Source organism: Parabacteroides sp. CH2-D42-20 (genome assembly GCF_003670185.1).
Lineage (GTDB): Bacteria > Bacteroidota > Bacteroidia > Bacteroidales > Tannerellaceae > Parabacteroides > Parabacteroides distasonis.
This window is the reverse complement of sequence record NZ_RAYG01000011.1, coordinates 38170-60740: the sequence shown is the minus strand read 5'-3', so window position 1 is coordinate 60740 and position 22571 is coordinate 38170. Positions and strand designations below refer to the sequence as shown.

Here is a 22571-nt window from a genome sequence, read left to right as displayed (position 1 = left end):
ATTGAAAATAACAAAGCGTGTGCTCTCTAATTTTCAATTCTCAATTTTTAATTTTCCATTTCTTAGCGCTCTCCAGACAAACCAGCACCCTGCCAAAACAAACGGGATACTTAGCCATTGCCCCATATTCAACATCATTCCAGCCTCGAAAGGCTCTTGGTCATTTTTCACGAATTCGATGAAGAAACGAGACCCGAATACGCATATCATAAATACGCCGAAGATAAGTCCTTGCTTTTTCCATGCCTCTTTCTTGAAATATAGCCACATACAGATAGCGAACGTCACCAGATAACAAGCGGCCTCATACAATTGCGTCGGATGGCTCGGAGCTGTAAAAATAGGCTCCGCCCCCATTCTCCATGCGTGTAAATTATCGATAAAACGAAATCCCCAAGGCAAATCAGTGGAATGACCGTAAATCTCATGATTCATCAGGTTTCCCAGACGAATCATAGCAGCAACCAATCCTGTCGGAACCACCAACTTATCGAAAGCCCATAACATACTTTTATGGCTTACTCGCTTCGAGTAGAAATAAATGGCGATAATTATACCTAACGTACCACCATGGCTAGCCAATCCTCCCTCCCAAATCTTGAAAATCTCAATCGGGTTGGCTAAATAATATTCCGGCGCATAAAACAAACAATGCCCCAAACGGGCACCAATCACCGTACCGAGCATCGTATAAATCAAAAGGGAATCGATCCATGCGGGCGGCAGTCCCTCTTTTTTCCACATCCGCTCTACAATCATATAGCCAATAGCGAAACCGATCGCAAAAGCCAATCCATACCAACGAATCTCCCGGGAACCGATGGTAAAGATAGCGGGATCGGCAGTCCATGTAATAAAATCAAGCATAATTATTTCAGTTGGCAATTGACAATTGACAGTCGACAATCGCAAGTCAGGATTTCCCGAACTGTCAATTGCCAGCTGTCAACCATCAACTTATATTAAACGAGTCTTCTAATTAAGTTCTCTCTCTCGCCGTACAGCATATCGATTATCGGCAATTCGATCATCGTATATGCACCCGGTTGTTGCTTCAAGCTCGCACGGGCGACAGAAACTAAGATCTGAGCAGTCAAGGCAGGGTTATTGATCTTCATATCGAATTCGATCAACTGGTTCTGAGTCTTACCCGATACACCTTTACGAACCAAGTTCACACCATGTCCCATATCCAACAGGTTATCAACACATTCAACCTGCATTACATGAGTCTCATCATGAGCGAAATAATCATCCGCCTTGATAGCGGCAGACACTTGCTTGAAATCGTATCCGTCTTCCACCTCGATATAAACCATACGACGGTGCACGCCCGTTCCCAAAGGAATCGTCATACTTAAAGCCGCTTTCACGCCTTCGATAGCCTTCACGGCAACCGTATGCCCCATACTCATACCCGGACCGAAGTTCGTATAAGTAATACCTTTCGGCACCATCGCTTCTAACAAAGCACGTACCACTGAGTCGCTTCCCGGATCCCAACCGGCAGAAATTACAGCTACCGTATTATGAGCCTTCGCTACAGCGTCCAAAGAACGACGTAAATCCACGATACCTCCGTGGATATCGAAACTATCGACCGTATTGATGCCTAAAGCCAGAATCTCTTTCGCATGCTCTTCCACGCTGCGTGTAGGAGTAGCCAAAACCGCTACGTCAACCTTATCTAACTTGGTGATGCTATCAGTAACCGTGTATGCCTTCAACTCGTCCGGAATATCATTCGGATTACGACGAATAATACCTGCTACCTCAAAATCCGGGGCAGCTTCAAGGGCCTCTAACACATATTTCCCGATGTTGCCATAACCTACGATGGCGGCTCTAATTTTCTTCATACTTTAGTTTTTACTTTTCAACCAACCGCAAAGTTAGATATAATTTAGAGCTTTAACAATAAGGAATACAGTTTTTATATCATTTTCAGAATGATATAGATCCTCACTCTTTCACGAATGAATCCGGATAGGTAGTAAGCTGCTCTACACCGGCTTTCGTACGAATCCAAGTCTTGAAGGTACGAACTCCCTCATTCAACTCGATCACACGTGCTCCATTTGGTATATGGATGTATTCCGTCGGGCCTCCGGTAAAACGGCCGTAAGCCAATAGGACATCATGCCAGCAAACCGCATAATCGTCATCATGATCATGACCGACAAATATACCCATCACGTCCCCGTTCTCCTTAATCGCCGTAAATAAGCCGGAATTCAAGGCCGGAGCGCATGCCTTTTCTCTACGTATGCCATATAGTTGGGCATTCTCATCGGAAGCCGCTTGATTAAACTCCGGCAACGCAATATGGAAGAAAGCCAAAGAAGGAACCGGCTCTCCCCCGTTATTCCGGGTAAACTCCGCGCTTTTCTTACAATACCAATCGATCTGGTCACGCTTAATATAATCGTATCCTTTTACCCCCTTGATAGTTGAATAGGTATTCGAATCGATGCAATACAAGACGAAAGCATCTTTCTTTCCGTCGGAGGAACGTACGGTCAAGGCGTAATTACCCACGCCTGAGATTTCGGGAACCTCATCCGCCGTTAAACTATACGGTAGGCTTTCGGCTACTTTCAGCAACTCCTCTTTTGTCGCCCCCTGCTCATTATCATGATTTCCGAAAACAATGGAGAATGGTATTTTACGGTCGGAGACTGTCTTCAATACATTCCGCATATTTTCCAACGCAGGCTTGCTATAGATAATATCTCCCGTAAAAATCACCAAGTCCGGTTTCTCGTCATCCAACACTTGGTTCATACGCTCAAAAGCGATGTCCGAACGAGGGTCTTGCCATTTCACATGCAAGTCCGTAAACTGTACAATCTTAAACTTCTTATCCGGATTAAACTTCAACCCCGGTTTTTGGGCAAATCCCAAAGAACTCAAGCCGGCGGCCAATAACAAGGCCCCGGCAAACATCCACTTTCTCACACTCATCAAATCTCGTGTTTTTTGTAATTAATAATTATTTATTCCTTTCCGAAACAAGCGTCGAACGCATGTGCGGAAGGTTGGAAATCCACTCTCTTCACCAATTCGCAAGATTCCCGTGCCCCATGTTCCCGATCCATAGCGCTATCTTCCCATTCCACGGAAAGCGGACCTTGATAGCCAATTGAATTCAAAGCACGGATAATCTCCTCAAAATTAATCTTTCCTCGTCCTAAGCTACGGAAATTCCAATATCGACGGGGATCGCCGAAAGTAACATGACCGCCGAATATACCCACCTGCTTAGGGGTATCACTCCAATATACGTCCTTCATATGCACATGGAAGATACGCTCCGGAAACTGATAGATGAAATCCACATAGTCCACCCCTTGATATCCTAGATGACTCGGATCATAGTTAAAACCGAAAGCAGGATGGTTATTTACCGCCTCCAATGCCCTACGTGCGGAAAAAGTATCGAACGCGATCTCTGTAGGATGTACCTCCAACGCAAAACGTACACCCAGTTTCTGAAACTCATCCAAGATGGGCGTAAAGCGACGGGCGAAATCATCATACCCCTTTTGTATCATAGCGTCCGTTACCGGAGGGAAAGAATACAAATAATGCCAAATAGAACTACCCGTAAAACCTACAACCGTATCGACTCCCAACATCTTCGCCGCATGGGCGGTCCGGATCATCTCCTCGGTAGCCCGTTGGTGAACCCCTTCCGGATCGCCATCTCCCCAAATGTAATCCGGCAAGATTGCCTTATGACGCTCATCGATATTATCGCAAACAGCTTGTCCAACCAGATGGGTAGAGATCGCATAAAGCCGTAAGTCATATTTCTTTAACAGATCCTTGATTCCTTGATAATAAGCCGTATCCGTACGTCGGACATCCACATGATCGGGAAGTCCCAATTCCACACCGTCGTATCCGAATTCTTTCGCTTTTTGACAAACTGTTTCCAGTGATAAATCTCCCCACTGGAGGGTATATAATGTTACAGGACGTGCCATATATAGTATTATTTTTAGTCGATTATTTTTATCCATTTATTCTCTGTCGATCCGGTAGCTACAATCGTCTCGATAAACCGCATGCCACGGACACCGTCTTCGGCGGAAGGGAAATCCAAGGTTTCAGGAGCCGGTTCCTCACCAGCCAGAATCGATCGCAAAGCCAAGGCGAAATTCCGATACAAATTAGCGAATGCCTCTATATAGCCTTCCGGATGTCCACCCGGTGTACGGGAATTATGAGCGGCGATACCCGACATATATCCATTGGAAGTACGGACGATCTCCGCCGGACGATCCGGCCAACGCATAACCATCGTATTCGGTTCTTCTTGACGCCATTCCAACCCACCTTTCTCTCCATACACACGAATATTCAAGCCATTCTCTACACCTACGGCGATCTGGCTAGCGGTCAGCACCCCTTTCGCGCCTCCCTCATAACGGATCAATGCCGCCCCATCATCATCTAAAAGACGATCCGGCACGAAGGTATTCAATTCACCGCATAATTCCACGGCCTTCAGCCCTGTTATATATTCCGCCAGATTAAACGCATGAGTCCCGATATCCCCCATGCAACCAGCCTTGCCCGACCGACCGGGATCCACCCGCCAAGCCGCCTGCTTATTAACATCAGCGCAATCATTATATAGCCAGCCTTGAGGATATTCCACATAAATACGGCGTATCTTACCTAAATCCCCCCTGCGTATCCTTTCCCGAGCCTCCTTCACCATCGGGTAAGCGGTATAGGTATGAGTCAGCATAAACAATTTTCCGGTTTCCTTCACTTTGTCTCGTAATTGCTTCGCCTCATCCAAGGTATATGTCATCGGTTTATCCAGTACGACATGGAAACCATGTTCCAACGCCATCATGGCCGGACCGAAATGCACATGATTCGGGGTAACAATAGACACAAAATCCATCCGTTCGCCTTCAGGCAGGGCGGCCTCTTTCTCTATCATTTCCTGATAAGATGCGTAAATACGATTATCCGGTAAAAATAAAGATTGTCCGGTAGCCAATGAATTCTCCGGGCGAGAACTGAAGCATCCACAGACCAACTCGATCTGTCCGTCTAAATTAGCGGCGATACGATGAACGGCCCCGATAAACGAGCCTTGTCCTCCACCGACCATTCCCATTCTGATTTTTCGTTTCATGGTATTATTCCGTTTTATTAAACTAAGGTAATTACATTGTTGATTCACAAAGCTATGAAAAATAACCCTGCATACGCCAATTTAACAGCTTAATATTTTTTAATTCACAAAATATATCGTTCCTTTGCGTCAAACATTTACCAAAAATATCAACTATGAAGAAAAATGAATTAGTGGCTATCGCCTGTCTGCTTTGTTTTTGTTGTTGTAATGGAACGGAAAAGGAAGTACCTAACCCCGACCTACAAGAGGAATTATCCCCCATACAGTTTACGATCGATTTACAAAAGGAAGTATTACCCTTCCCCGTAACCAAGAGTATTCCCGAGCTGAATATCCCTGAGCCTATTCCCCAAAATCCCGATGCCGAGGAAGATCCTTCTACACCGGATATCGATCCGGATAATTTATACAACCGGATCGATTATATCGTATACCAAAGCGGAAAACCGGACATTCTGGTAAAACATAAGCAATTCACGCCTCAAGATCCGGATTTCACGATCATTTATGATTCACTGCCCTCCGGCAACTATCATATTTGTTTCCTAGCCCACTCAGACAAGAATATCTCCGTGTCCGGACAAACCGCACTATTCAGTAAAGTATCAGATACGTTTCATCTTTTTCTCACCCAAGAAGTACAAGCGGGAGAAAGAATCATTAAAGATATCACCTTACAAAGAATCGTCGGCAAAATAGAGTTCATATCCGCCGATGCCGTACCTAAAGCCCTAAAAAGCTTCACGATAAATGTCTCCAATTATCAAAACAAGATTGACTTAACCACCGGGAATGGCATTTCTCAAAACACGCCTTATACACAAACCGACACTTTTAACGACTCTGATATCGGGAAAACAAATTTCTCCCATTCCTTCTTCACGTTTATCCCGGCTCCGGAATTCATGCTCAAAGCACACCTCTCGGCCAAAAATCAGATAAATGAAGTAACCCGGGAAAGAGAGGTTAATGACATCCTGCCTCTCAAAAATCACATTATTCGTTATACTGGGATTCTCTACACCCCGAAGGAATCAGACGATACCTTCACCCTTGATATATTAAACGGTGGCAAATGGGATAGCCCCATCGACAAAGATCTAAAAGATTAATACAAAGCCGGTGTACCAAATTTGACACACCGGCTACCTTTTTCCTAACCTTCACACTTATTTTGCGTCTTCTATCTTGAAGAGAGCGTTAAATCCCGTCAAACTAAAGGTCTCACGAACCACATTCCGCATACCGATCAAACGTAAAGACCCTTTCTTGGCAGTCGTCATTTTTTGTAATATTAAAAACAATCGGAGGCCCGCACTACTCACATATTCCAAATCAGAACAATCGACACATACTTTTACTCCCGGATTCTCCCATACCGGCAAAACCTTTTCCTCGCATTCGCGAGCCGTATTCGTATCCAATCTTCCTTTGATCTTAATTACAGTCTCTTCACCTTTTTGGTCAATAACTACTTCCATATCTTTATATTTTATTCGGTTATTTTTTTCTTCATGATAAAGACATTCCGCTCATCTACTCTCTGATAAGAGACCTCATCCATAATCTTCTTGATCAAGAAAATACCCAACCCTCCGATTGGACGGTCTTCGGCAGATAAAGTAATATCAGGGTCTTTTCTTAAAGTCGGATCGAAAGCAATCCCATGATCTATCAAAGTCACGATCAATTCCCCACCTTCCCTGACCAACGAAATGTCTACGGCATCCTCAACATCTCCCTTATACGCATAAAAAATTATATTTGAGACAGCTTCTTCCATCACCAGATTCAGGCTCATCATGAAAGCGGTGCTTAATCCCAATTCTTCTCCAGCTTCCTCCAAGAACTGATTCATCATGGAAAGCTCATGAATATCGTTCTTAATGCGTAATGTTTTTTGCATATATCTGAAAATTTTGCGCTAAAGATATAAAAAAAAGAAATATCCTTTCCTTAAATTTGTATCTTTACCTCCGAATAGTATTTAAAGGTATAGAGTTATGGCTAAAAGATATTTAATAAACATATTCTTATTGATCGCCGTCTTATGCGGGTTCAGTAGTTGCGAGGAGGATCCGTATTATGATCCGTATGAGGAAATCACCTATGATTTATGTAATTATGTATGGACTGATTGGTTTGTCGTAGACGGTTTAGATTGTGAGCAGCAACTTACATTTAATCCGGATGGGAAAGGATGGGATACAAGAATTTATCATTACCCAAGCGGACGCATAGATCGAGAGGAAATTCCATTCTACTGGGACTGGGACAATTACTATACCGATATACTTTATATGGACTATGAAGACGGCCAGACGGTCTTGAAGGACATATGGATAAGCGGCCGAACTTTTGAATGTCAATACAATGGCGAATGGGTGACGTTTAAAGCCTATTAAATGATACTCACCTCTGTTGCGATCATATTAAGGGTATTATCGAATCCGCTTGGTAATGTTTTCCAAAAGCAATTAACCAATCGGTATAACCACCCTTTATTAATCAACTTCTTGACATTCCTACTATTGAGCGTATTCTGTATCATCCCGGCGATCCAAGTTCGCTGGCTTGAGTTGCCTTTCGAATTCTGGAAATATTGTATTCTAGCCGGAATCGTGGGAGCTACCGGGAATGGATTCTTAGTAAAAGCTTTACAATGCGGGGATCTATCGGTACTGGGCCCCATCAATTCCTACAAATCCGTAGTAGGTATTATTGTCGGTATCTTCTTATTAGGGGAGATCCCGAACCTATGGGGTATCGCAGGAATGTCACTGATCGTATATGGGAGCTATTATGTTTTGGATACGATGGATGAGCATTTTTCCTTGGCTCTTTTAAAACGGAAAGAGATTCAATACCGGATATGGGCTATGGTCCTTACAGCTATCGAGGCGGTCTTTATCAAGAAAATCATCTTATATTCATCCACCACCATCTCGTTCATTGTTTGGTGTTGGTTTGGCGCGATTTTCTCTTTCGCTCTTTTATTCGCTTTCAAGGTCCATCTTGTCAAAGAATTCAAGCGAATCAAAATACGGGATCTTTCCTCCTACTTTTATTTGGTCCTTTGTATCGGCACCATGCAATACACCACCAATTACGTATTCGATCATATGGAGGTAGGTTATGCGTTAGCCTTGTTCCAACTCTCTACGATCGTAAGTATCTTCTTAGGATACCGTATATTCAAAGAGGAAAATATAACGAAGAAATTGATTGGCTCCGTTATCATGGTAGCGGGATCGGTCATGATCATCTTATTAAAATAATACATTGAGCTTATTTACAGATCAACCGTTCTATCTTATCCTTAAGCGGAAATAGATCTGTTTGAATGGTTCCCCACACTATCTCATCCCGAATCTGATAATACCCATGCACTAACACATGGCGCATGCCTATGAGCTCATTCCATGCGATCTCTTGATGTTCCTCCCGAAATTCCTTTGTAATCAAATAAGCCGCCTCCCCTATAATCTCCAAATTCTTGATGACCGCAAAACGCAATATCTTGTTCCTGGAATACTCCTCAAAAGTCACATCTGTCGTGAACTCAATGACATTATTTATCGCCTCCAGCATATGCCGTAGACGTGTATTGTCTTTAGGCTTCTCTCTCATATACCAATATTTTATCCCGATCTACAGAAGAAACGGCAAAATCCTTCAATTGTCCTTCCTCCACCAAATCAACCTTACGATGCAACAATTGGCTTAGAGCTTCCACCATACCCGCATACTTGAATAATGTAATACGAGCGTGGGAGTCAAAACGAACCAGAATATCAATATCGCTATCCTTCGTCTCCTCTCCACGTGAACAGGAACCAAACACCCATGCTTTCTCTATTGGTTGCAAAGAGAAAAAGCCTCTTAGCTTATTAATTATCTGTTGTTTCATCTTTTAGTGATTACCTTGCGCAAATATAAACAATATTCTCACCACAAGAAACAACCTGCAGTAAGAAAACGCTTATTTTATTTACTCTCTCTTTATACAAGAGACAAAAAAACGTTTAACAATAAGGAGATCAACTTACTTGTTTTGACCAAGTTTGATAAAAAAGAGAGGAAATAAAAGTAGTCTCGCCGGGAATCGAACCCGGATCTAAAGTTTAGGAAACTTCTATTCTATCCGTTGAACTACAAGACCAACTCTTTTGAGATTGCAAAAGTATAATCTTTTCCTCAAATAGGCAACCGTTATCGGATGTTTTTCCCGCCTATCCGGAAGCTTCTCATTATTTCCGAAAAAACATGTACGTGTTTCCGGAAAAACATGTACGTCTTTTTCAAAAAACACGTACGTGTTTTCAAGAGCTAATATAACATCAAATAGATCAATCAAATAAGCTTTGCATCACCGATAACGATTTGATTTCCGGAAAATCCGGGAGATGTAGACGGTAATACTCAAGAATACGATGAATAATACGGACCCGCTCTTGCCGGGAAAAACCATAAAGCGACATATTCTCAAAACTGATACGCAGCAAACGGGAAAAGAAAGCGCTCTCCACCTTATTTAAATAATGCCGATGCATCGGGATATGATCCGTAAACACCCCATTCAACATATCGAAATAATATCCCACCCTATGCGATTCCATATTCGGGAAAATACCGAGATGGTGGAGAAGACCTAACAAGAAAACCATATGAAAATTAGCTATACCTTTATCCGCATACTCCAATAGATGTATGGACTCGTATAAATAATCAAATAAACGGGGATCCGGCTCCGTATCTTTCACGACCCTAAAAAGAACCTCCGAGAGGAAAAGCGCCAATACATTCTTAACCGGATCACAACAAACATCATTCAGCGGAAAACAAATGCGGGTCTCCTTAATCCGGTGCAAGTCCCGCTTATTCAAGTGCTCCACCTCCATTTCCAGAACGGACAAAGGTATAAACAAAGCCTTCGATACCGTGCTTTTCTTCCCTCGGCTACGACTAACCAGATACGAGGCCCGGCCAAACGCCTCCGTATACATATATATAATAGAATATTTATCATTGTAAGGGATCGTATGCAAGACAATCCCCCTCGTTTTACACAACATAATTCGTATCTTTGCGACGATGATTAAGAACAAAGATACTCAAATTAACGTTATACATATAATTAAAGTATAGAATTATGTTGGACTTAACGACCCCTTCTTTATTATTTTCCGCCATATCATTGATATTGTTGGCCTATACGAATCGCTTCCTTTCATACGCCAGCGTAGTGCGTGCCTTGAAAGAAAAGCATCAGCAAACCCATGACCCCAAGGATATCGCCCAGATAGCGAACCTGCGGAAAAGGCTCTATCTGACCCGTTCCATGCAAATATTAGGGATACTCAGTTTGCTGCTCTGCGTGATCGCTATGTTCTTCATTTATGTATCGTGGCAGGTTTTCGCCGCATGGATATTTGGCATAGCCTTATTGCTATTAGCGGCGTCGTTATGTGTATGTATCTGGGAAATAAATATTTCCGTTAAAGCCTTGGAAATTCATCTGGAAGATATAAGTTCTAAAGAGAAGTTAAAACAGTGAGTAGCATTAAATTTTCCTTCGAAATGTTTTGCCAGTTCAGAGAGATCGTCTATCTTTGCACTCGCAATCGGGAAATCACTTTCTTAGAACGCTATAAGTGAGAGCTTTGACATTTTGGCCCATTCGTCTATCGGCTAGGACGCAAGATTTTCATTCTTGAAAGAGGGGTTCGATTCCCCTATGGGCTACAATAAACAGGATTAAAAAACAATAAAGAGAAGATCTAGAAATGGCAAATCATAAGTCATCAATCAAGAGAATCAGACAGACAAACGCAAGACGTTTGCGTAACAGATATTACGCAAAGACAGCTAGAAACGCTATGAAAGTTTTGCGCGCTACTGAAGACAAGAATGAGGCACAAGCTTTATTCCCTAAGGTATGCTCTATGTTGGATAAGCTTGCAAAAAAGAACGTTATCCACAAGAACAAGGCCGGTAATCTGAAATCTAAGTTGGCTAAGCACGTTAACGCGCTAGCATAAGCAGAAGGTAATTACTTTTACAAGTATAAAGCCGGACTCTCAATAAGCCCGGCTTTTTTAAACCTAATGGCCCATTCGTCTATCGGCTAGGACGCAAGATTTTCATTCTTGAAAGAGGGGTTCGATTCCCCTATGGGCTACCAACCAAAAGGAGAGAGATAAGTTCATGGCTTATCTCTCTCCTTTTTTATTATACCCGTCCTTTTTTCGCTATTTTCACATCCCCCACTTCGCTATCTCGATAAAAATCACTACATTTGTTAGATTTTTTTTGAGGACATAGATAATTACAGATTTTAAAGAAAGATAAACTCATGAGTGAAGAAATTAAGAATACTTCTACAGAGTACTCCGCAGATAGTATTCAAGTACTTGAAGGGTTAGAGGCAGTACGAAAAAGGCCATCCATGTATATTGGCGATACCAGCGAGAAAGGTCTCCATCACTTAGTGTATGAGGTCGTAGATAACTCCATAGACGAAGCGCTAGCCGGATATTGTACATACATCGACGTGGTAATCAATGAGGACAACTCGATCACGGTTACCGACGACGGCCGTGGTATCCCCGTGGATATTCATGAGAAAGAAGGTAAATCAGCCTTGGAGGTAGTATTGACGGTGCTGCACGCCGGCGGTAAGTTCGACAAGGGAACCTATAAAGTATCCGGTGGTTTGCACGGTGTGGGTGTATCTTGCGTAAACGCCCTCTCTACTTATCTGAAAGCGGAAGTTCGCAGGAACGGCAAAGTACATATGCAGGAGTTCTCTTGCGGAAAGCCGTTGCACGACGTACAGGTTATCGATAATACGGATAAAACAGGTACTACGATCTCTTTCAAGCCGGACGGTTCTATCTTTACGGTCACGGAATACAAGTATGATATCTTGGCTACCCGTTTGCGTGAATTAGCGTTCTTGAACGCTGGTATTACGCTACGTCTGACAGATAAGCGAGTTCTGAAAGAAGACGGTTCATTCAAGTCCGAGGTATTCCATTCGGATGAGGGATTGAAAGAGTTTGTCCGCTATATCGACCGTTCTAAAGAGAAACTGATTCCAGACGTAATCCATATCGTTACCGAGAAGCAGGGTATCCCTGTCGAGGTGGCGTTAACTTATAATACTTCTTACAATGAGAGCGTATTCTCTTACGTAAATGATATTAACACGATAGAAGGTGGTACACACTTAGCCGGTTTCCGCCGTGGCCTGACCCGTACGTTGAAAAAGTACGCCGAGGATTCTAAATTATTGGAGAAAGCCAAGGTGGAGATTCAAGGGGATGACTTCCGTGAAGGTTTGACCGCCGTTATCTCTATCAAGGTAGCCGAACCTCAGTTCGAGGGACAGACAAAGACGAAGCTGGGTAATAGCGAGGTTACCGGTGCAGTGGATATGGCGATCGGTGAGGCGTTAGGCTATTATTTGGAAGAACATCCGAAAGAGGCGAAAATAATCGTCGACAAGGTGATCTTGGCCGCTCAAGCCCGTCATGCCGCTCGTAAGGCTCGCGAATTGGTACAACGCAAATCTCCGCTGACAGGAGGTGGGCTTCCCGGTAAATTGGCGGACTGTTCCTCTAAAGACGCGTCAATCTGCGAATTGTTCCTTGTCGAAGGAGACTCCGCAGGTGGTACGGCTAAGCAAGGACGCGACCGTAACTTCCAAGCGATCCTACCATTGCGCGGTAAGATCTTGAACGTGGAGAAAGCGATGGATCATAAGATCTTCGAAAGCGAGGAAATCCAGAACATCTATCGCGCGATGGGCGTAACCGTCGGTACGGAGGATGACCCGAAAGCGTTGAACATGGAGAAGCTGCGTTACCACAAGGTGATTATCATGACCGATGCCGATGTGGACGGTAGCCACATCGCCACATTGATCTTGACCTTCTTCTTCCGCCGTATGCGTTCCTTGATCGAGAACGGATATGTGTATCTGGCGACTCCTCCCCTCTATTTGTGTAAGAAAGGTAAGGTTGAGGAATACTGCTGGACCGAGCAACAACGTCAGCAGTTCATCTTAAAATATGGAGGAGGCAACGAGAACTCGATCCATACACAACGATACAAAGGTTTGGGAGAAATGAACGACCATCAATTGTGGGATACGACCATGAACCCGGAAAACCGTACGTTAAAGCAGATCACGATCGACAACGCAGCCGAGGCTGACCAAATCTTCGCCATGTTGATGGGTGAAGACGTAGGCCCTCGCCGCGAGTTTATCGAGGAAAACGCTACATATGCTAACATAGATGCTTAAAATCATGAAAGTCCGTCGTCCGAATCTAGAGGCCCTATACAAAGAAGTTGATAATTATATACCGGCTAAAGAAAGCCTTCAACCTCCCCGAATAGGAATATCCGCTAACCGGAGAGACGGACTTTCCTGTATAGCCGAGACCTACGTGCAAGCCGTGCTGGACGCAGGGGGAGCCCCGGTACTTATCCCGGTGATCACGGATCTGAAAGCATTGACCGTACTGGTTTCCGAACTAGACGGATTAGTTATGAGCGGGGGTGGAGACATCAATCCGCTCTATTTGCATGAGGAGCCTATCCCGCAATTGCAAGACGTAGATACGTTACGTGACGAATACGATTTGATATTGCTTCGCTTGGCCGCTAACCGACAAATTCCGATCATGGGTATTTGCCGGGGGCATCAGATCATGAATGTAGCGTTCGAAGGAAGTGTCTATCAAGACATCCATTCACAAGCCAATCATGCTCTATTGAAACACAGCCAGACATTGGCTCGGGAATATCCGTCGCATACGGTAACACTCGAACCGGGAATGAACCGCCTACGTACTATTTTCAATGGAGAAGAACAAATCCTTGTCAACTCTTTCCACCATCAAGCGGTAAAAGAGGTCGCCCCCGGATTTAGAGCGACAGCGACCGCCCCGGATGGAATCAATGAGGCTATGGAACATACGGAGAAAACGATATTCGGTGTACAATGGCATCCGGAGGCCATGGCTCCGCAAGGGGATGAGGCCATGAAAGCCCTATTCGCTTACCATATCGAGAATGCCCGCCGTTTCGCGAAAGCCAAAGCGATCCATCAACGGATCGTGACGATCGATTCCCATACAGATACCCCGATGATCTTTCCCGGTGAATTTAATATCGGGGAGAAAGAAGGAGGGAAAGTAAATCTTCCTTTTATGGAAGAAGGGCGTATCGACGCAACCTTTATGGTCGCCTATATCCCGCAAGGTAAACGAGATGAGGCATCCTTACAGGCAGCGACAGCGTATGCGATAGAACGGCTGAATCAAGTAAAACGCCAGCAAACCTTGCATCCGGACCGGATGGCTATAGCGACTACCCCCCAAGAGATCCGGACGATTAAGGCGCAAGGGAAAAAAGCGATCTGCCTCGGCATCGAGAACGGGTACGCTTTAGGGAAGCAGATCGAAAACCTACGGATGTTCAAGGATATGGGAGTTTCTTATATCACCTTATGCCATAATGGGGATAACGATATTTGTGATTCCGCTAGAGGAAAACAAGAATGGAAAGGACTAAGTCCTTTCGGTAAGGAAGTGGTAAAAGAAATGAACCGGTTAGGAATCATGGTTGATATCTCGCATGCGGCGGAAAGTACCTTTTATCAGGTACTGGAAGTGAGCGAGACGCCAATCATAGCCTCCCACTCTTCCGCACGTGCGCTTTGCGATCATCCTCGCAATTTAACGGATGATCAACTGAAAGCGCTGGCCGCTCAAGGGGGTGTCGCCCAAATCTGCCTATACAAAGGATTCATCAATAAGGAAGAGGACAAAGCTTCTTTAAGCGACGCTATCCGCCATATCAATCATATCGTGGATTTAATCGGTATCGATCATGTAGGAATCGGCTCGGATTTTGACGGAGACGGGGAACTGATCGGTTGCTCGGCTACCAACGAGTTGATTAACATTACCGTCCGACTTTTAGAAGAAGGATATACGGAAGAAGATATACGGAAAATATGGGGTGGAAACTTGCTAAGGGTTATGACCGCTATACAAGATTTCCCAAACAAATAGCAAACGAAAACAACTACATATTATGAAAAAGATCTTATACACAGCAATATGCGCCTGTAGTATCTTATGTGGAGCACAGGCACAGACACCCGGATCGGAGGTACCCAACTTAAAAAAGCTATATGAGTTGACAGACTCTTGCGATGTAAACGTGCGGGCACGATTCTCCCCATTGATCGGGATTTCCGCTAGTATCTCCAATGGTGCTTCCCGGGTGGGGGCCACCTATATCCAATCCATCGTAAAGGCAGGGGGAACTCCGGTTATCATCCCGGCTGTTACTGACGGTAAGGTACTCAGGAATATCGTATCGAATTTAGACGGGCTAGTTCTTATAGGAGGAGCGGATGTAAACCCTCTATGGTATGAGGAGGAGCCTCGGGAAAAGCTGGAGGAAGTCGATCCGGTACGCGATTTGTATGAGTTGAAACTAATCAAGATGGCTACCGACCAAAATATTCCCGTCTTAGGCATATGCCGGGGATTGCAACTGTTGAATGTAGCGTTTGGCGGTACGCTTTACCAAGACATCCCCTCACAACGTGGCGATCATTCTGTCAAGCATAGGCAAGATTTACCCAGTTCGTATGGCTCACACCGTGTCTTTGTTGACGCAAACTCACAGCTAGCCACTATTCTAGGGAAAGATACCTTAGCCGTAAACTCTCTTCATCATCAAGCGATCAAGGAGTTGGCGCCTATCTTCAAGGCTACCGCTTATGCGCCCGACAGTATTATCGAGGCTATCGACGCTTATCCGAACCGATCCATCATGGGAGTTCAATGGCATCCGGAAGCATTGACTTACGGAGGCGACACTACGATGTTAAAGATATTCCACCATCTGATAGGAAAGGCCGAGACTTTCCACCAAGCCAAAGAGATGCACAAGCATTTCCTTTCCGTAGATACACATACCGATACTCCTTTCTGGTTTAAACGTGCCGGATTCAGCATCGCCGACCGGGAACGTAACCGGGTAAACATCCCTAAGATGCAAGAAGGGAAACTAGACGGGGTGTTCCTTGCGGCCTTCATCGGACAAGGTAAACGTGATGAGGCCTCTTTACAAGAAGCCGTACAAAAAGTAACAGGCTTGATCGAAGGTATTCGCAAGCAAGCTGAATTGAATAAGGATTTATGTGGCATCGCCGTTACGAACCAAGACTTCATCCGCTTGAAGAATGAAGGGAAAAAAGCGTTCTTTATCGGTATAGAGAATGGATACGGCATTGGTAAGGATCTGGCGAATATCGCTAAGTTCAAGGCGATGGGTGTCAATTATATCACGCTCTGCCACTCCTACGATAACGATATTTGCGACTCATCCACCCATACCAAGAAAGAATGGGACGGTTTAAGTCCGTTTGGCGAAGAGGTCGTGAAAGAGATGAATCGCCAAGGTATCATGGTGGATATGTCTCATGCCTCTGAGAAGGCATTTTGGGATGTTATCAAATTGTCCAAGGCCCCGATCATCTGCTCGCATTCCTCATCCATGGCGATGTGCAAGCACGACCGTAACCTGACCGACGAACAACTAAAGGCCCTTGCCCAAAATGGAGGCGTAGCGCAAGTTTGCTTGCTCGACCGCTATATCAATGAGGATTATAAAAACGCGAGCCTTACCGACGCGATCGAACATATCGATCATATGGTGAAAGTCGCCGGTATCGATCATGTAGGTATCGGCTCTGATTTTGATGGCGGTGGCGGAATTATCGGTTGCGAGAGTGACAACGATTTCATACAGATCACTGTTAAATTAATAGAGAAAGGATATACAGAGGAAGATATCGCCAAGATATGGGGTGGAAACTTGATGCGTGTATTAGACGAGGTTCAAGCGACTGCCTCCGTAAAAACATTATAAACAAAACAGATTTATGATCAGATTATTTTTTGCGTTATTGAGTTTTGCTCTTTTATCATGTGGAGCCAAAGGAACCAAAGAGACAGGTAATATGCCGGAGATCAAAAAACAACCGATCGCCTCAGCTGTTCCCGATTTCAACGCAGACAGCGCTTACGCCTATGTAGCGAACCAAGTCGCTTTTGGTCCCCGTGTACCTAACACGGCGGCTCATAAAGCATGCGGGGATTACTTAGCATCTGAATTGAAGCGCTTTGGCGCCAAAGTCTACCAACAGGAAGCGATACTGACCGCCTACGACGGAACGAAGCTGGAAGCGAGAAACATCATAGGCTCGTTTGATCCGGAGAATAGTAAACGTGTTTTACTATTCGCGCATTGGGACAGCCGTCCCTATTCGGACCACGATCCCGATCCTTCCAAGCACCGGACCCCATTGGACGGGGCGGACGATGGCGGTAGCGGCGTAGGTGCCTTATTGGAGATCGCCCGCCAAATCGGACAAAAAGCCCCGGGTATCGGTATCGATATTATTTTCTTCGATGCGGAGGATTATGGTACGCCGGAATTCGTAACCGATTATACACCGGATAGCTGGTGCCTAGGTACCCAGTTCTGGGCAAAAAATCCGCATGTCCCTAATTATACGGCGGAATACGGAATCTTATTGGATATGGTGGGCGGCAAGAACGCCACGTTTTTCAAGGAGCAACAATCCTTACGTGCGGCAGCCCCGATCGTCGAGATGGTATGGAGCGCGGCCCGCGATCTGGGATATGGCAAATATTTCATTAACGCCGCAGGTGGAGCCATCACAGACGATCACCAATATGTGATTAGCGGACGTAATATCCCGAGTATCGACATCATTAACTACGACCCTGAGTCTAAAACAGGTTTCGCCAGTTATTGGCATACTCAAAAAGATAATATGGAGAATATAGACCGTGAGACTCTAAAAGCTGCCGGTCAAACCGTACTGGAAGTAATATACAATCGATAAAATACTGATAAAATGACAATCAATGAACTTCAAGACAATGTAATCGAAGAATTCTCAGTCTTCGACGATTGGATGGATAAATATGCGTTATTAATAGATCTGGGAAACTCCCTTCCCCCGCTCGATGAGAAATATAAAACGGAAAGCAACTTGATCGAGGGTTGCCAAAGCCGGGTTTGGTTCCAAGCGGATTATGCAGATGGAAAGATTATTTTCCAAGGAGAAAGCGACGCCGTGATCGTAAAAGGTATCGTATCCCTTTTGATCAATATCCTATCCGGCCATACCCCGCAGGAGATACTGGATGCCGATCTTTACTTTATCGACAAGGTAGGATTAAAAGAGCATTTATCCCCTACTCGTTCCAACGGGTTGGTAGCGATGGTGAAGCAAATGCGTCTGTACGCAATGGCTTACCGGGCAAAGGAACAACAATAAAAATAGGTGTTTTCACACGTATATAGGCACGAGCCGATACGTATATACGTGTAAGCCTACACCGATATAGGCATAGCCTCATACGTATATACGCATAAGGTTATGCCTATATACGTATTAAAAACCTAGTGTAAGCTGCTCCGGTAAGAGCGTAAAAGTCTTGCGATGATAGGGTGTGATCCCACAGGTACGGATCGCTTCCCTGTGGGCCTTGGTAGGATAACCTTTATTGTCCAGCCAATGATAAGCGGGGTATTCCAAGGCCAATTCATTCATATAATCATCCCGATATGTTTTAGCTAATACAGAAGCGGCAGCGATACTCAGGTATTTTCCGTCGCCTTTTACTACGGTCGTATGCGGAATATCGGGATAAGGGATAAAACGGTTTCCATCGATCAATAAATGTTCCGGCTGTACTTTCAATTGCTCGATCGCACGATGCATGGCCAAGAAAGAGGCTTTCAAGATATTAATCTTATCGATCTCTTCCGGGCTAACAATGCCTACCGCCCAAGCGATCGCCTCACGCTCGATGACGGGACGAAGCTTATACCGTTTCTTCTCGCTTAATTGTTTGCTATCATTTAAATTCTGATTCTTGAAATCCTCCGGAAGAATCACCGCAGCCGCAAATACCGCACCCGCCAAGCAACCTCTTCCCGCCTCATCACATCCGGCCTCTATACGCCCGGTTTCCATATATGGTAATAACATGTGTCTATCTCTTTTTATCGTAAAACACGCCACATGCTTACGATGCTCATTCAAGCATCCTTACAATGGGCATCGTAAGCTCCTTTGAATGGGCATCGTAATTTTAACTATTCAAATCCTTCACAATCCAAGGGCGAAGCACGAACCAAGCGAATGCCGTAGCGGCGATCACCCCGCAAGTATTCGCCAAGAAATCAAACCAATCCCCACCCCGGTACGTCGTACAATATTCTTGCAATATCTCAATAATCCCACTCATAACGATCGGGCATAAAACCGCCCCGATCCAAGCATGCCATAATACCGTCTCATACTTCCGGTGATTCCGCAAGAACTCCAGCCATAGCATACCCGACATCCCCCCATACATACAGAAATGAACCACCTTGTCCACACCCGGGAATAAAGGGATATCATCCATCTTCGGCGGCTTAAAGAACGACAAGTAAATAACGATCAATATAATCGCCAGTGAAAACGGATATTTCTTAATATAATACATCATACTCAAAACATCTTCCGAACTCGTTCCACGCCTGCGATGAACGTATCGATCTCCTCTTTCGTATTATAAAAAGAAAAAGACGCCCGCACCGTACCTTCGATCCCTAAGGCATGCATCAAAGGCTGGGCACAATGATGCCCTGTACGAACCGCTATTCCCAAACGATCCAGCAACATCCCCATATCGTAATGATGGATATTACCCACCAAAAAAGAAAGCACCGCTCCTTTATGATCCGCTTGTCCGAAAATACGCATCCCTTCGATCGTATTTAATCCAGCGGTCGCATACCGCAAAAGCTCATCCTCATAAGCAGCTATATTCTCTATACCGATCCGGTCTACATACCGCAAGGCTTCCGCCAACGCCGTGCTACCAATATAATCCGGAGTTCCCGCCTCAAACTTAAAAGGAAGCTCATTAAAAGTTGTCTTCTCGAACGAGACCGTAGCGATCATCTCGCCTCCTCCCTGATACGGAGGAAGTTTATCCAACCACTCCTCTTTGCCATACAAGACCCCGATACCCGTCGGTCCGTAAATCTTATGACCAGAGAAAACATAGAACTCCGCATCCAAGTCCTGCACATCCACCTTCATATGCGGAACGGCTTGAGCCCCGTCTACCAACACCGGTACGCCTTGTTCATGAGCGATCTCGATCATCGCCTTTACCGGATTTACCGTACCCAAGACGTTAGACACATGAGTCACGGAAACCAGACGAGTCTTATCCGAGAATAATTTACGATACTCATCCAAATTCAACTCCCCTTTCTCATTCATCGGGATCACCTTCAACGTAATACCTTTCCGGGCCGCTTGTATCTGCCAAGGAACGATATTGGAATGATGCTCCATCACGGACACGATCACCTCATCCCCTGCCGACATACATTCATCCGTAAAGCTGGAAGCGATCAAATTAATGGATTCCGTAGTTCCCCGGGTAAAAATAATCTCATTCGAGGAACGGGCATTCAAGAAATGCTGTACCGTTTTGCGAGCCTCCTCATGCGCCTCTGTCGCCGCTTGGCTCAAGAAATGTACGCCTCGGTGGATATTAGCGTTTACGTTATAATATCCATTCTCTATCTTTTCTACCACTTGACGAGGTTTCTGGGTAGTAGCGCCATTATCGAAATATATCAGCGGTTTATCGTATATCTTATGATCCAAGATCGGAAAGTCTTTTCGGATCGCTTGAACGTCTAACATAGTCTTACTTCTTTTTGTCTTAAAATTACGAGAGCCAAAGATACAAAAAAAAGGCTTTCTCGCTGAAAGAAAGCTTTTTTATCATTACCTAACAGATATTACGCCTACACTTTATCCTCTACTCGCACGCCTACTTTTCTCTTCCAAAGTCAAAGTACGGAGACTCTGTACGGGCGTTGTCCATTAAGGATACTAGTTCTTTTACCTTATCGGGATACTTCTCCGCTAGATTCGTATCCTCATGTATATCATTACTTAAATCATACAGTTCCAATATAGTTTCACCCACGATCGGTTGCCGGATTAGTTTCCATTTACCGGAGCGCAATGCTTCCCGGCCATTCAACTCGTGAAATTCCCAATATAAATAATTATGGGCCTGTTGATTTTTCTTTGATAACAAGGTTGGTAAGAAAGAGATTCCATCCGTCTGCTCGGGCAAAACCGTACCTGTAAGCTCTGCCAACGTAGGCATGACATCCCAGAATGCGCTTATATGATCCGATTGAGCTCCGGCCTTGATCGTACCCGGGCACCATGCCACCATAGGTATACGGATACCTCCTTCATATACATCCCGTTTGATCCCCCTGAAAGGTCCGTAGCTCTTGAAAAAGTCCGGATCAGCTCCACCCTCATGATGCGGGCCGTTATCGCTGGTAAAAATCACGATCGTATTCTTATCCAAACCCAACTCTTTCAATTCAGCCATTACATCCCCCACGTATTTATCCAACCGGGAGACCATGGCGGCAAAGGAGGCCAAGGGCTTCTCCGAGGTGTTATAACCGCCATACACTTTATCAAACTTACCAATATAAGGAGTCTCCTCGAATGAGTTCTCGTACATCTTATAAATAGAATCATGCGGAAGATTCAATTCCGCATGAGGCAGCGTATAAGTAAGCATCGCAAAGAATGGTTGCTCCTTATGATCCCGGATGAACTTCAATGCTTGCTCATGAATCAAATCTTGTGAATATGTCTTGCAAGCATTGTTCTCGTTTTCAGGAAAAAGAACCTTCTCCTCATTATGCCATAAATGATCCGGATAGAAGGAATGCGACTGCCGTTGGCAATTATACCCATAAAACTCATCGAAGCCCATCTTATTGGGAATGGAGACAGAGCCCGGATTTCCCAATCCCCATTTACCAAAGATACCGGTCGTATAACCGGCCGATTTCATTAATTTACCCAACGTATAGGTATCCTCCCGCATCGGCTGTTGGCCTTCGGGCGTGATCTCCCGGTTTCCCCGGACTTGCGTATGTCCCGTATGCAATCCGGTCATCAAGGAACAACGGGAAGGGGCACTCACCGTACATCCGGCATAATGCTGCGTAAACAACATTCCCTCCTTCGCCATCCGGTCTATATTGGGAGTCTTGATAATCTGTTGGCCATAACAGCCAACATCTCCATATCCTAAATCATCCGCTAAGATATACACAACATTCATAGGACGCTCCGGAGTTTTTTCGCAACCGGACATTCCGATAAGCAGCAATGTCCCGGATATACATAAAGTCAATTGTGTTTTCATATACCTTTAAAATAAATAGAAGT

Annotated in this window: 24 protein-coding genes and 3 tRNA genes; 12 read left to right on the top strand and 15 right to left on the bottom strand. The window is 44.7% G+C overall.

The genetic code is table 11. The features are described 5' to 3' along the window. Nucleotides 1-33 precede the first annotated feature (33 nt). The 5 genes from lgt to D7V92_RS08350 all read right to left on the bottom strand — a co-directional run bounded on the left by lgt (nt 34) and on the right by D7V92_RS08350 (nt 5158). Entirely contained in the window at nt 34-867 is an 834-nt protein-coding gene (lgt, locus tag D7V92_RS08370) for a prolipoprotein diacylglyceryl transferase (RefSeq protein WP_005859327.1), read from the bottom strand. A gap of 95 nt (nt 868-962) precedes the next feature. Next, complete coding sequence (locus D7V92_RS08365; protein WP_005867618.1) at nt 963-1859, bottom strand: diaminopimelate dehydrogenase; 897 nt, start codon at nt 1857-1859, stop codon at nt 963-965. A gap of 103 nt (nt 1860-1962) precedes the next feature. Next, a complete protein-coding gene (locus D7V92_RS08360) occupies nt 1963-2964 on the bottom strand; it encodes a metallophosphoesterase family protein (protein ID WP_121772674.1) in 1002 nt (333 codons plus the stop codon). Nucleotides 2965-2996: 32 nt separating this feature from the next. Beyond that, nucleotides 2997-3989 (bottom strand): sugar phosphate isomerase/epimerase, encoded by a 993-nt coding sequence (locus D7V92_RS08355; protein WP_005859333.1) that lies wholly within the window; start codon nt 3987-3989, stop codon nt 2997-2999. A 14-nt stretch (nt 3990-4003) separates the two neighbouring features. Next, nucleotides 4004-5158, bottom strand: a complete 1155-nt coding sequence (locus tag D7V92_RS08350; protein WP_121772673.1) for a Gfo/Idh/MocA family protein — start codon at nt 5156-5158, stop codon at nt 4004-4006. 155 nt (nt 5159-5313) lie between these two features. On the opposite strand from D7V92_RS08350, the gene D7V92_RS08345 reads away from it, so the two are divergent. After that, the gene (locus D7V92_RS08345; RefSeq protein ID WP_008772762.1) at nt 5314-6273 is read left to right on the top strand and encodes a hypothetical protein; all 960 of its coding nucleotides are present in this window, start codon (nt 5314-5316) and stop codon (nt 6271-6273) included. Nucleotides 6274-6330: 57 nt separating this feature from the next. Here D7V92_RS08345 and D7V92_RS08340 read toward each other — a convergent pair whose 3' ends face one another. Next, complete coding sequence (locus D7V92_RS08340) at nt 6331-6642, bottom strand: STAS domain-containing protein (RefSeq protein ID WP_005859339.1); 312 nt, start codon at nt 6640-6642, stop codon at nt 6331-6333. Between the two features lie 11 nt (nt 6643-6653). Then, a complete protein-coding gene (locus D7V92_RS08335; RefSeq protein ID WP_005859341.1) occupies nt 6654-7067 on the bottom strand; it encodes an ATP-binding protein in 414 nt (137 codons plus the stop codon). Nucleotides 7068-7164: 97 nt separating this feature from the next. On the opposite strand from D7V92_RS08335, the gene D7V92_RS08330 reads away from it, so the two are divergent. Both D7V92_RS08330 and D7V92_RS08325 read left to right on the top strand, forming a co-directional pair. Beyond that, complete coding sequence (locus tag D7V92_RS08330; RefSeq protein ID WP_008772763.1) at nt 7165-7566, top strand: hypothetical protein; 402 nt, start codon at nt 7165-7167, stop codon at nt 7564-7566. Continuing rightward, the gene (locus D7V92_RS08325) at nt 7567-8439 is read left to right on the top strand and encodes a DMT family transporter (protein WP_036633345.1); all 873 of its coding nucleotides are present in this window, start codon (nt 7567-7569) and stop codon (nt 8437-8439) included. A 10-nt stretch (nt 8440-8449) separates the two neighbouring features. On the opposite strand, the gene D7V92_RS08320 is transcribed toward D7V92_RS08325, so the two are convergent. From D7V92_RS08320 to recO, 4 genes are all read right to left on the bottom strand, one after another. Further along, entirely contained in the window at nt 8450-8791 is a 342-nt protein-coding gene (locus D7V92_RS08320; RefSeq protein ID WP_121772672.1) for a DUF86 domain-containing protein, read from the bottom strand. Continuing rightward, a complete protein-coding gene (locus D7V92_RS08315) occupies nt 8775-9071 on the bottom strand; it encodes a nucleotidyltransferase family protein (RefSeq protein ID WP_005865085.1) in 297 nt (98 codons plus the stop codon). The genes D7V92_RS08320 and D7V92_RS08315 overlap by 17 nt, the downstream gene beginning before the upstream one ends. Nucleotides 9072-9251: 180 nt before the next feature. Further along, a tRNA-Arg gene (locus D7V92_RS08310) sits at nt 9252-9323 on the bottom strand. A 187-nt stretch (nt 9324-9510) separates the two neighbouring features. Further along, a complete protein-coding gene (recO, locus tag D7V92_RS08305) occupies nt 9511-10236 on the bottom strand; it encodes a DNA repair protein RecO (RefSeq protein ID WP_034530164.1) in 726 nt (241 codons plus the stop codon). 77 nt (nt 10237-10313) lie between these two features. Here recO and D7V92_RS08300 point away from each other — a divergent pair, with 77 nt between their 5' ends. The 9 genes from D7V92_RS08300 (at nt 10314) to D7V92_RS08260 (ending at nt 18563) form a co-directional block, all read left to right on the top strand. Then, nucleotides 10314-10718 carry a DUF2721 domain-containing protein gene (locus D7V92_RS08300; RefSeq protein WP_005859368.1) on the top strand — a complete coding sequence of 135 codons (405 nt, stop codon included), beginning with the start codon at nt 10314-10316 and terminating at the stop codon, nt 10716-10718. Between the two features lie 116 nt (nt 10719-10834). Beyond that, nucleotides 10835-10906: transfer RNA gene (locus D7V92_RS08295), tRNA-Glu, on the top strand. Between the two features lie 41 nt (nt 10907-10947). Beyond that, nucleotides 10948-11202 (top strand): 30S ribosomal protein S20, encoded by a 255-nt coding sequence (rpsT, locus tag D7V92_RS08290; protein ID WP_005859369.1) that lies wholly within the window; start codon nt 10948-10950, stop codon nt 11200-11202. A 68-nt stretch (nt 11203-11270) separates the two neighbouring features. Then, nucleotides 11271-11345 (top strand) — tRNA-Glu (locus D7V92_RS08285). A gap of 171 nt (nt 11346-11516) precedes the next feature. Then, on the top strand, nt 11517-13472 hold the full coding sequence (gene gyrB / locus D7V92_RS08280; protein ID WP_012056068.1) for a DNA topoisomerase (ATP-hydrolyzing) subunit B: 1956 nt from the start codon (nt 11517-11519) through the stop codon (nt 13470-13472). Continuing rightward, the gene (locus D7V92_RS08275) at nt 13465-15249 is read left to right on the top strand and encodes a gamma-glutamyl-gamma-aminobutyrate hydrolase family protein (protein ID WP_121772671.1); all 1785 of its coding nucleotides are present in this window, start codon (nt 13465-13467) and stop codon (nt 15247-15249) included. Before gyrB ends, D7V92_RS08275 begins: the two co-directional genes overlap by 8 nt. Before the next feature lie 22 nt (nt 15250-15271). Next, nucleotides 15272-17122, top strand: a complete 1851-nt coding sequence (locus D7V92_RS08270) for a fused gamma-glutamyl-gamma-aminobutyrate hydrolase/peptidase (protein ID WP_008772769.1) — start codon at nt 15272-15274, stop codon at nt 17120-17122. A gap of 13 nt (nt 17123-17135) precedes the next feature. Beyond that, nucleotides 17136-18125 carry a M28 family peptidase gene (locus D7V92_RS08265; RefSeq protein ID WP_005859373.1) on the top strand — a complete coding sequence of 330 codons (990 nt, stop codon included), beginning with the start codon at nt 17136-17138 and terminating at the stop codon, nt 18123-18125. Between the two features lie 12 nt (nt 18126-18137). Then, nucleotides 18138-18563 carry a SufE family protein gene (locus D7V92_RS08260; protein ID WP_005859374.1) on the top strand — a complete coding sequence of 142 codons (426 nt, stop codon included), beginning with the start codon at nt 18138-18140 and terminating at the stop codon, nt 18561-18563. Nucleotides 18564-18680: 117 nt separating this feature from the next. Here the strand turns inward: D7V92_RS08260 and D7V92_RS08255 are convergent, their stop codons facing one another. From D7V92_RS08255 to D7V92_RS08240, 4 genes are all read right to left on the bottom strand, one after another. After that, a complete protein-coding gene (locus tag D7V92_RS08255) occupies nt 18681-19280 on the bottom strand; it encodes a ribonuclease HII (protein ID WP_121772670.1) in 600 nt (199 codons plus the stop codon). Between the two features lie 103 nt (nt 19281-19383). Continuing rightward, the gene (locus D7V92_RS08250) at nt 19384-19785 is read right to left on the bottom strand and encodes a VanZ family protein (protein ID WP_121772669.1); all 402 of its coding nucleotides are present in this window, start codon (nt 19783-19785) and stop codon (nt 19384-19386) included. A gap of 2 nt (nt 19786-19787) precedes the next feature. Beyond that, nucleotides 19788-21002: an aminotransferase class V-fold PLP-dependent enzyme gene (locus tag D7V92_RS08245; protein ID WP_005867594.1), complete on the bottom strand. Its 1215-nt coding sequence runs from the start codon at nt 21000-21002 to the stop codon at nt 19788-19790. Between the two features lie 130 nt (nt 21003-21132). Then, nucleotides 21133-22548 (bottom strand): arylsulfatase, encoded by a 1416-nt coding sequence (locus D7V92_RS08240; RefSeq protein WP_121772668.1) that lies wholly within the window; start codon nt 22546-22548, stop codon nt 21133-21135. Nucleotides 22549-22571 lie beyond the last annotated feature (23 nt).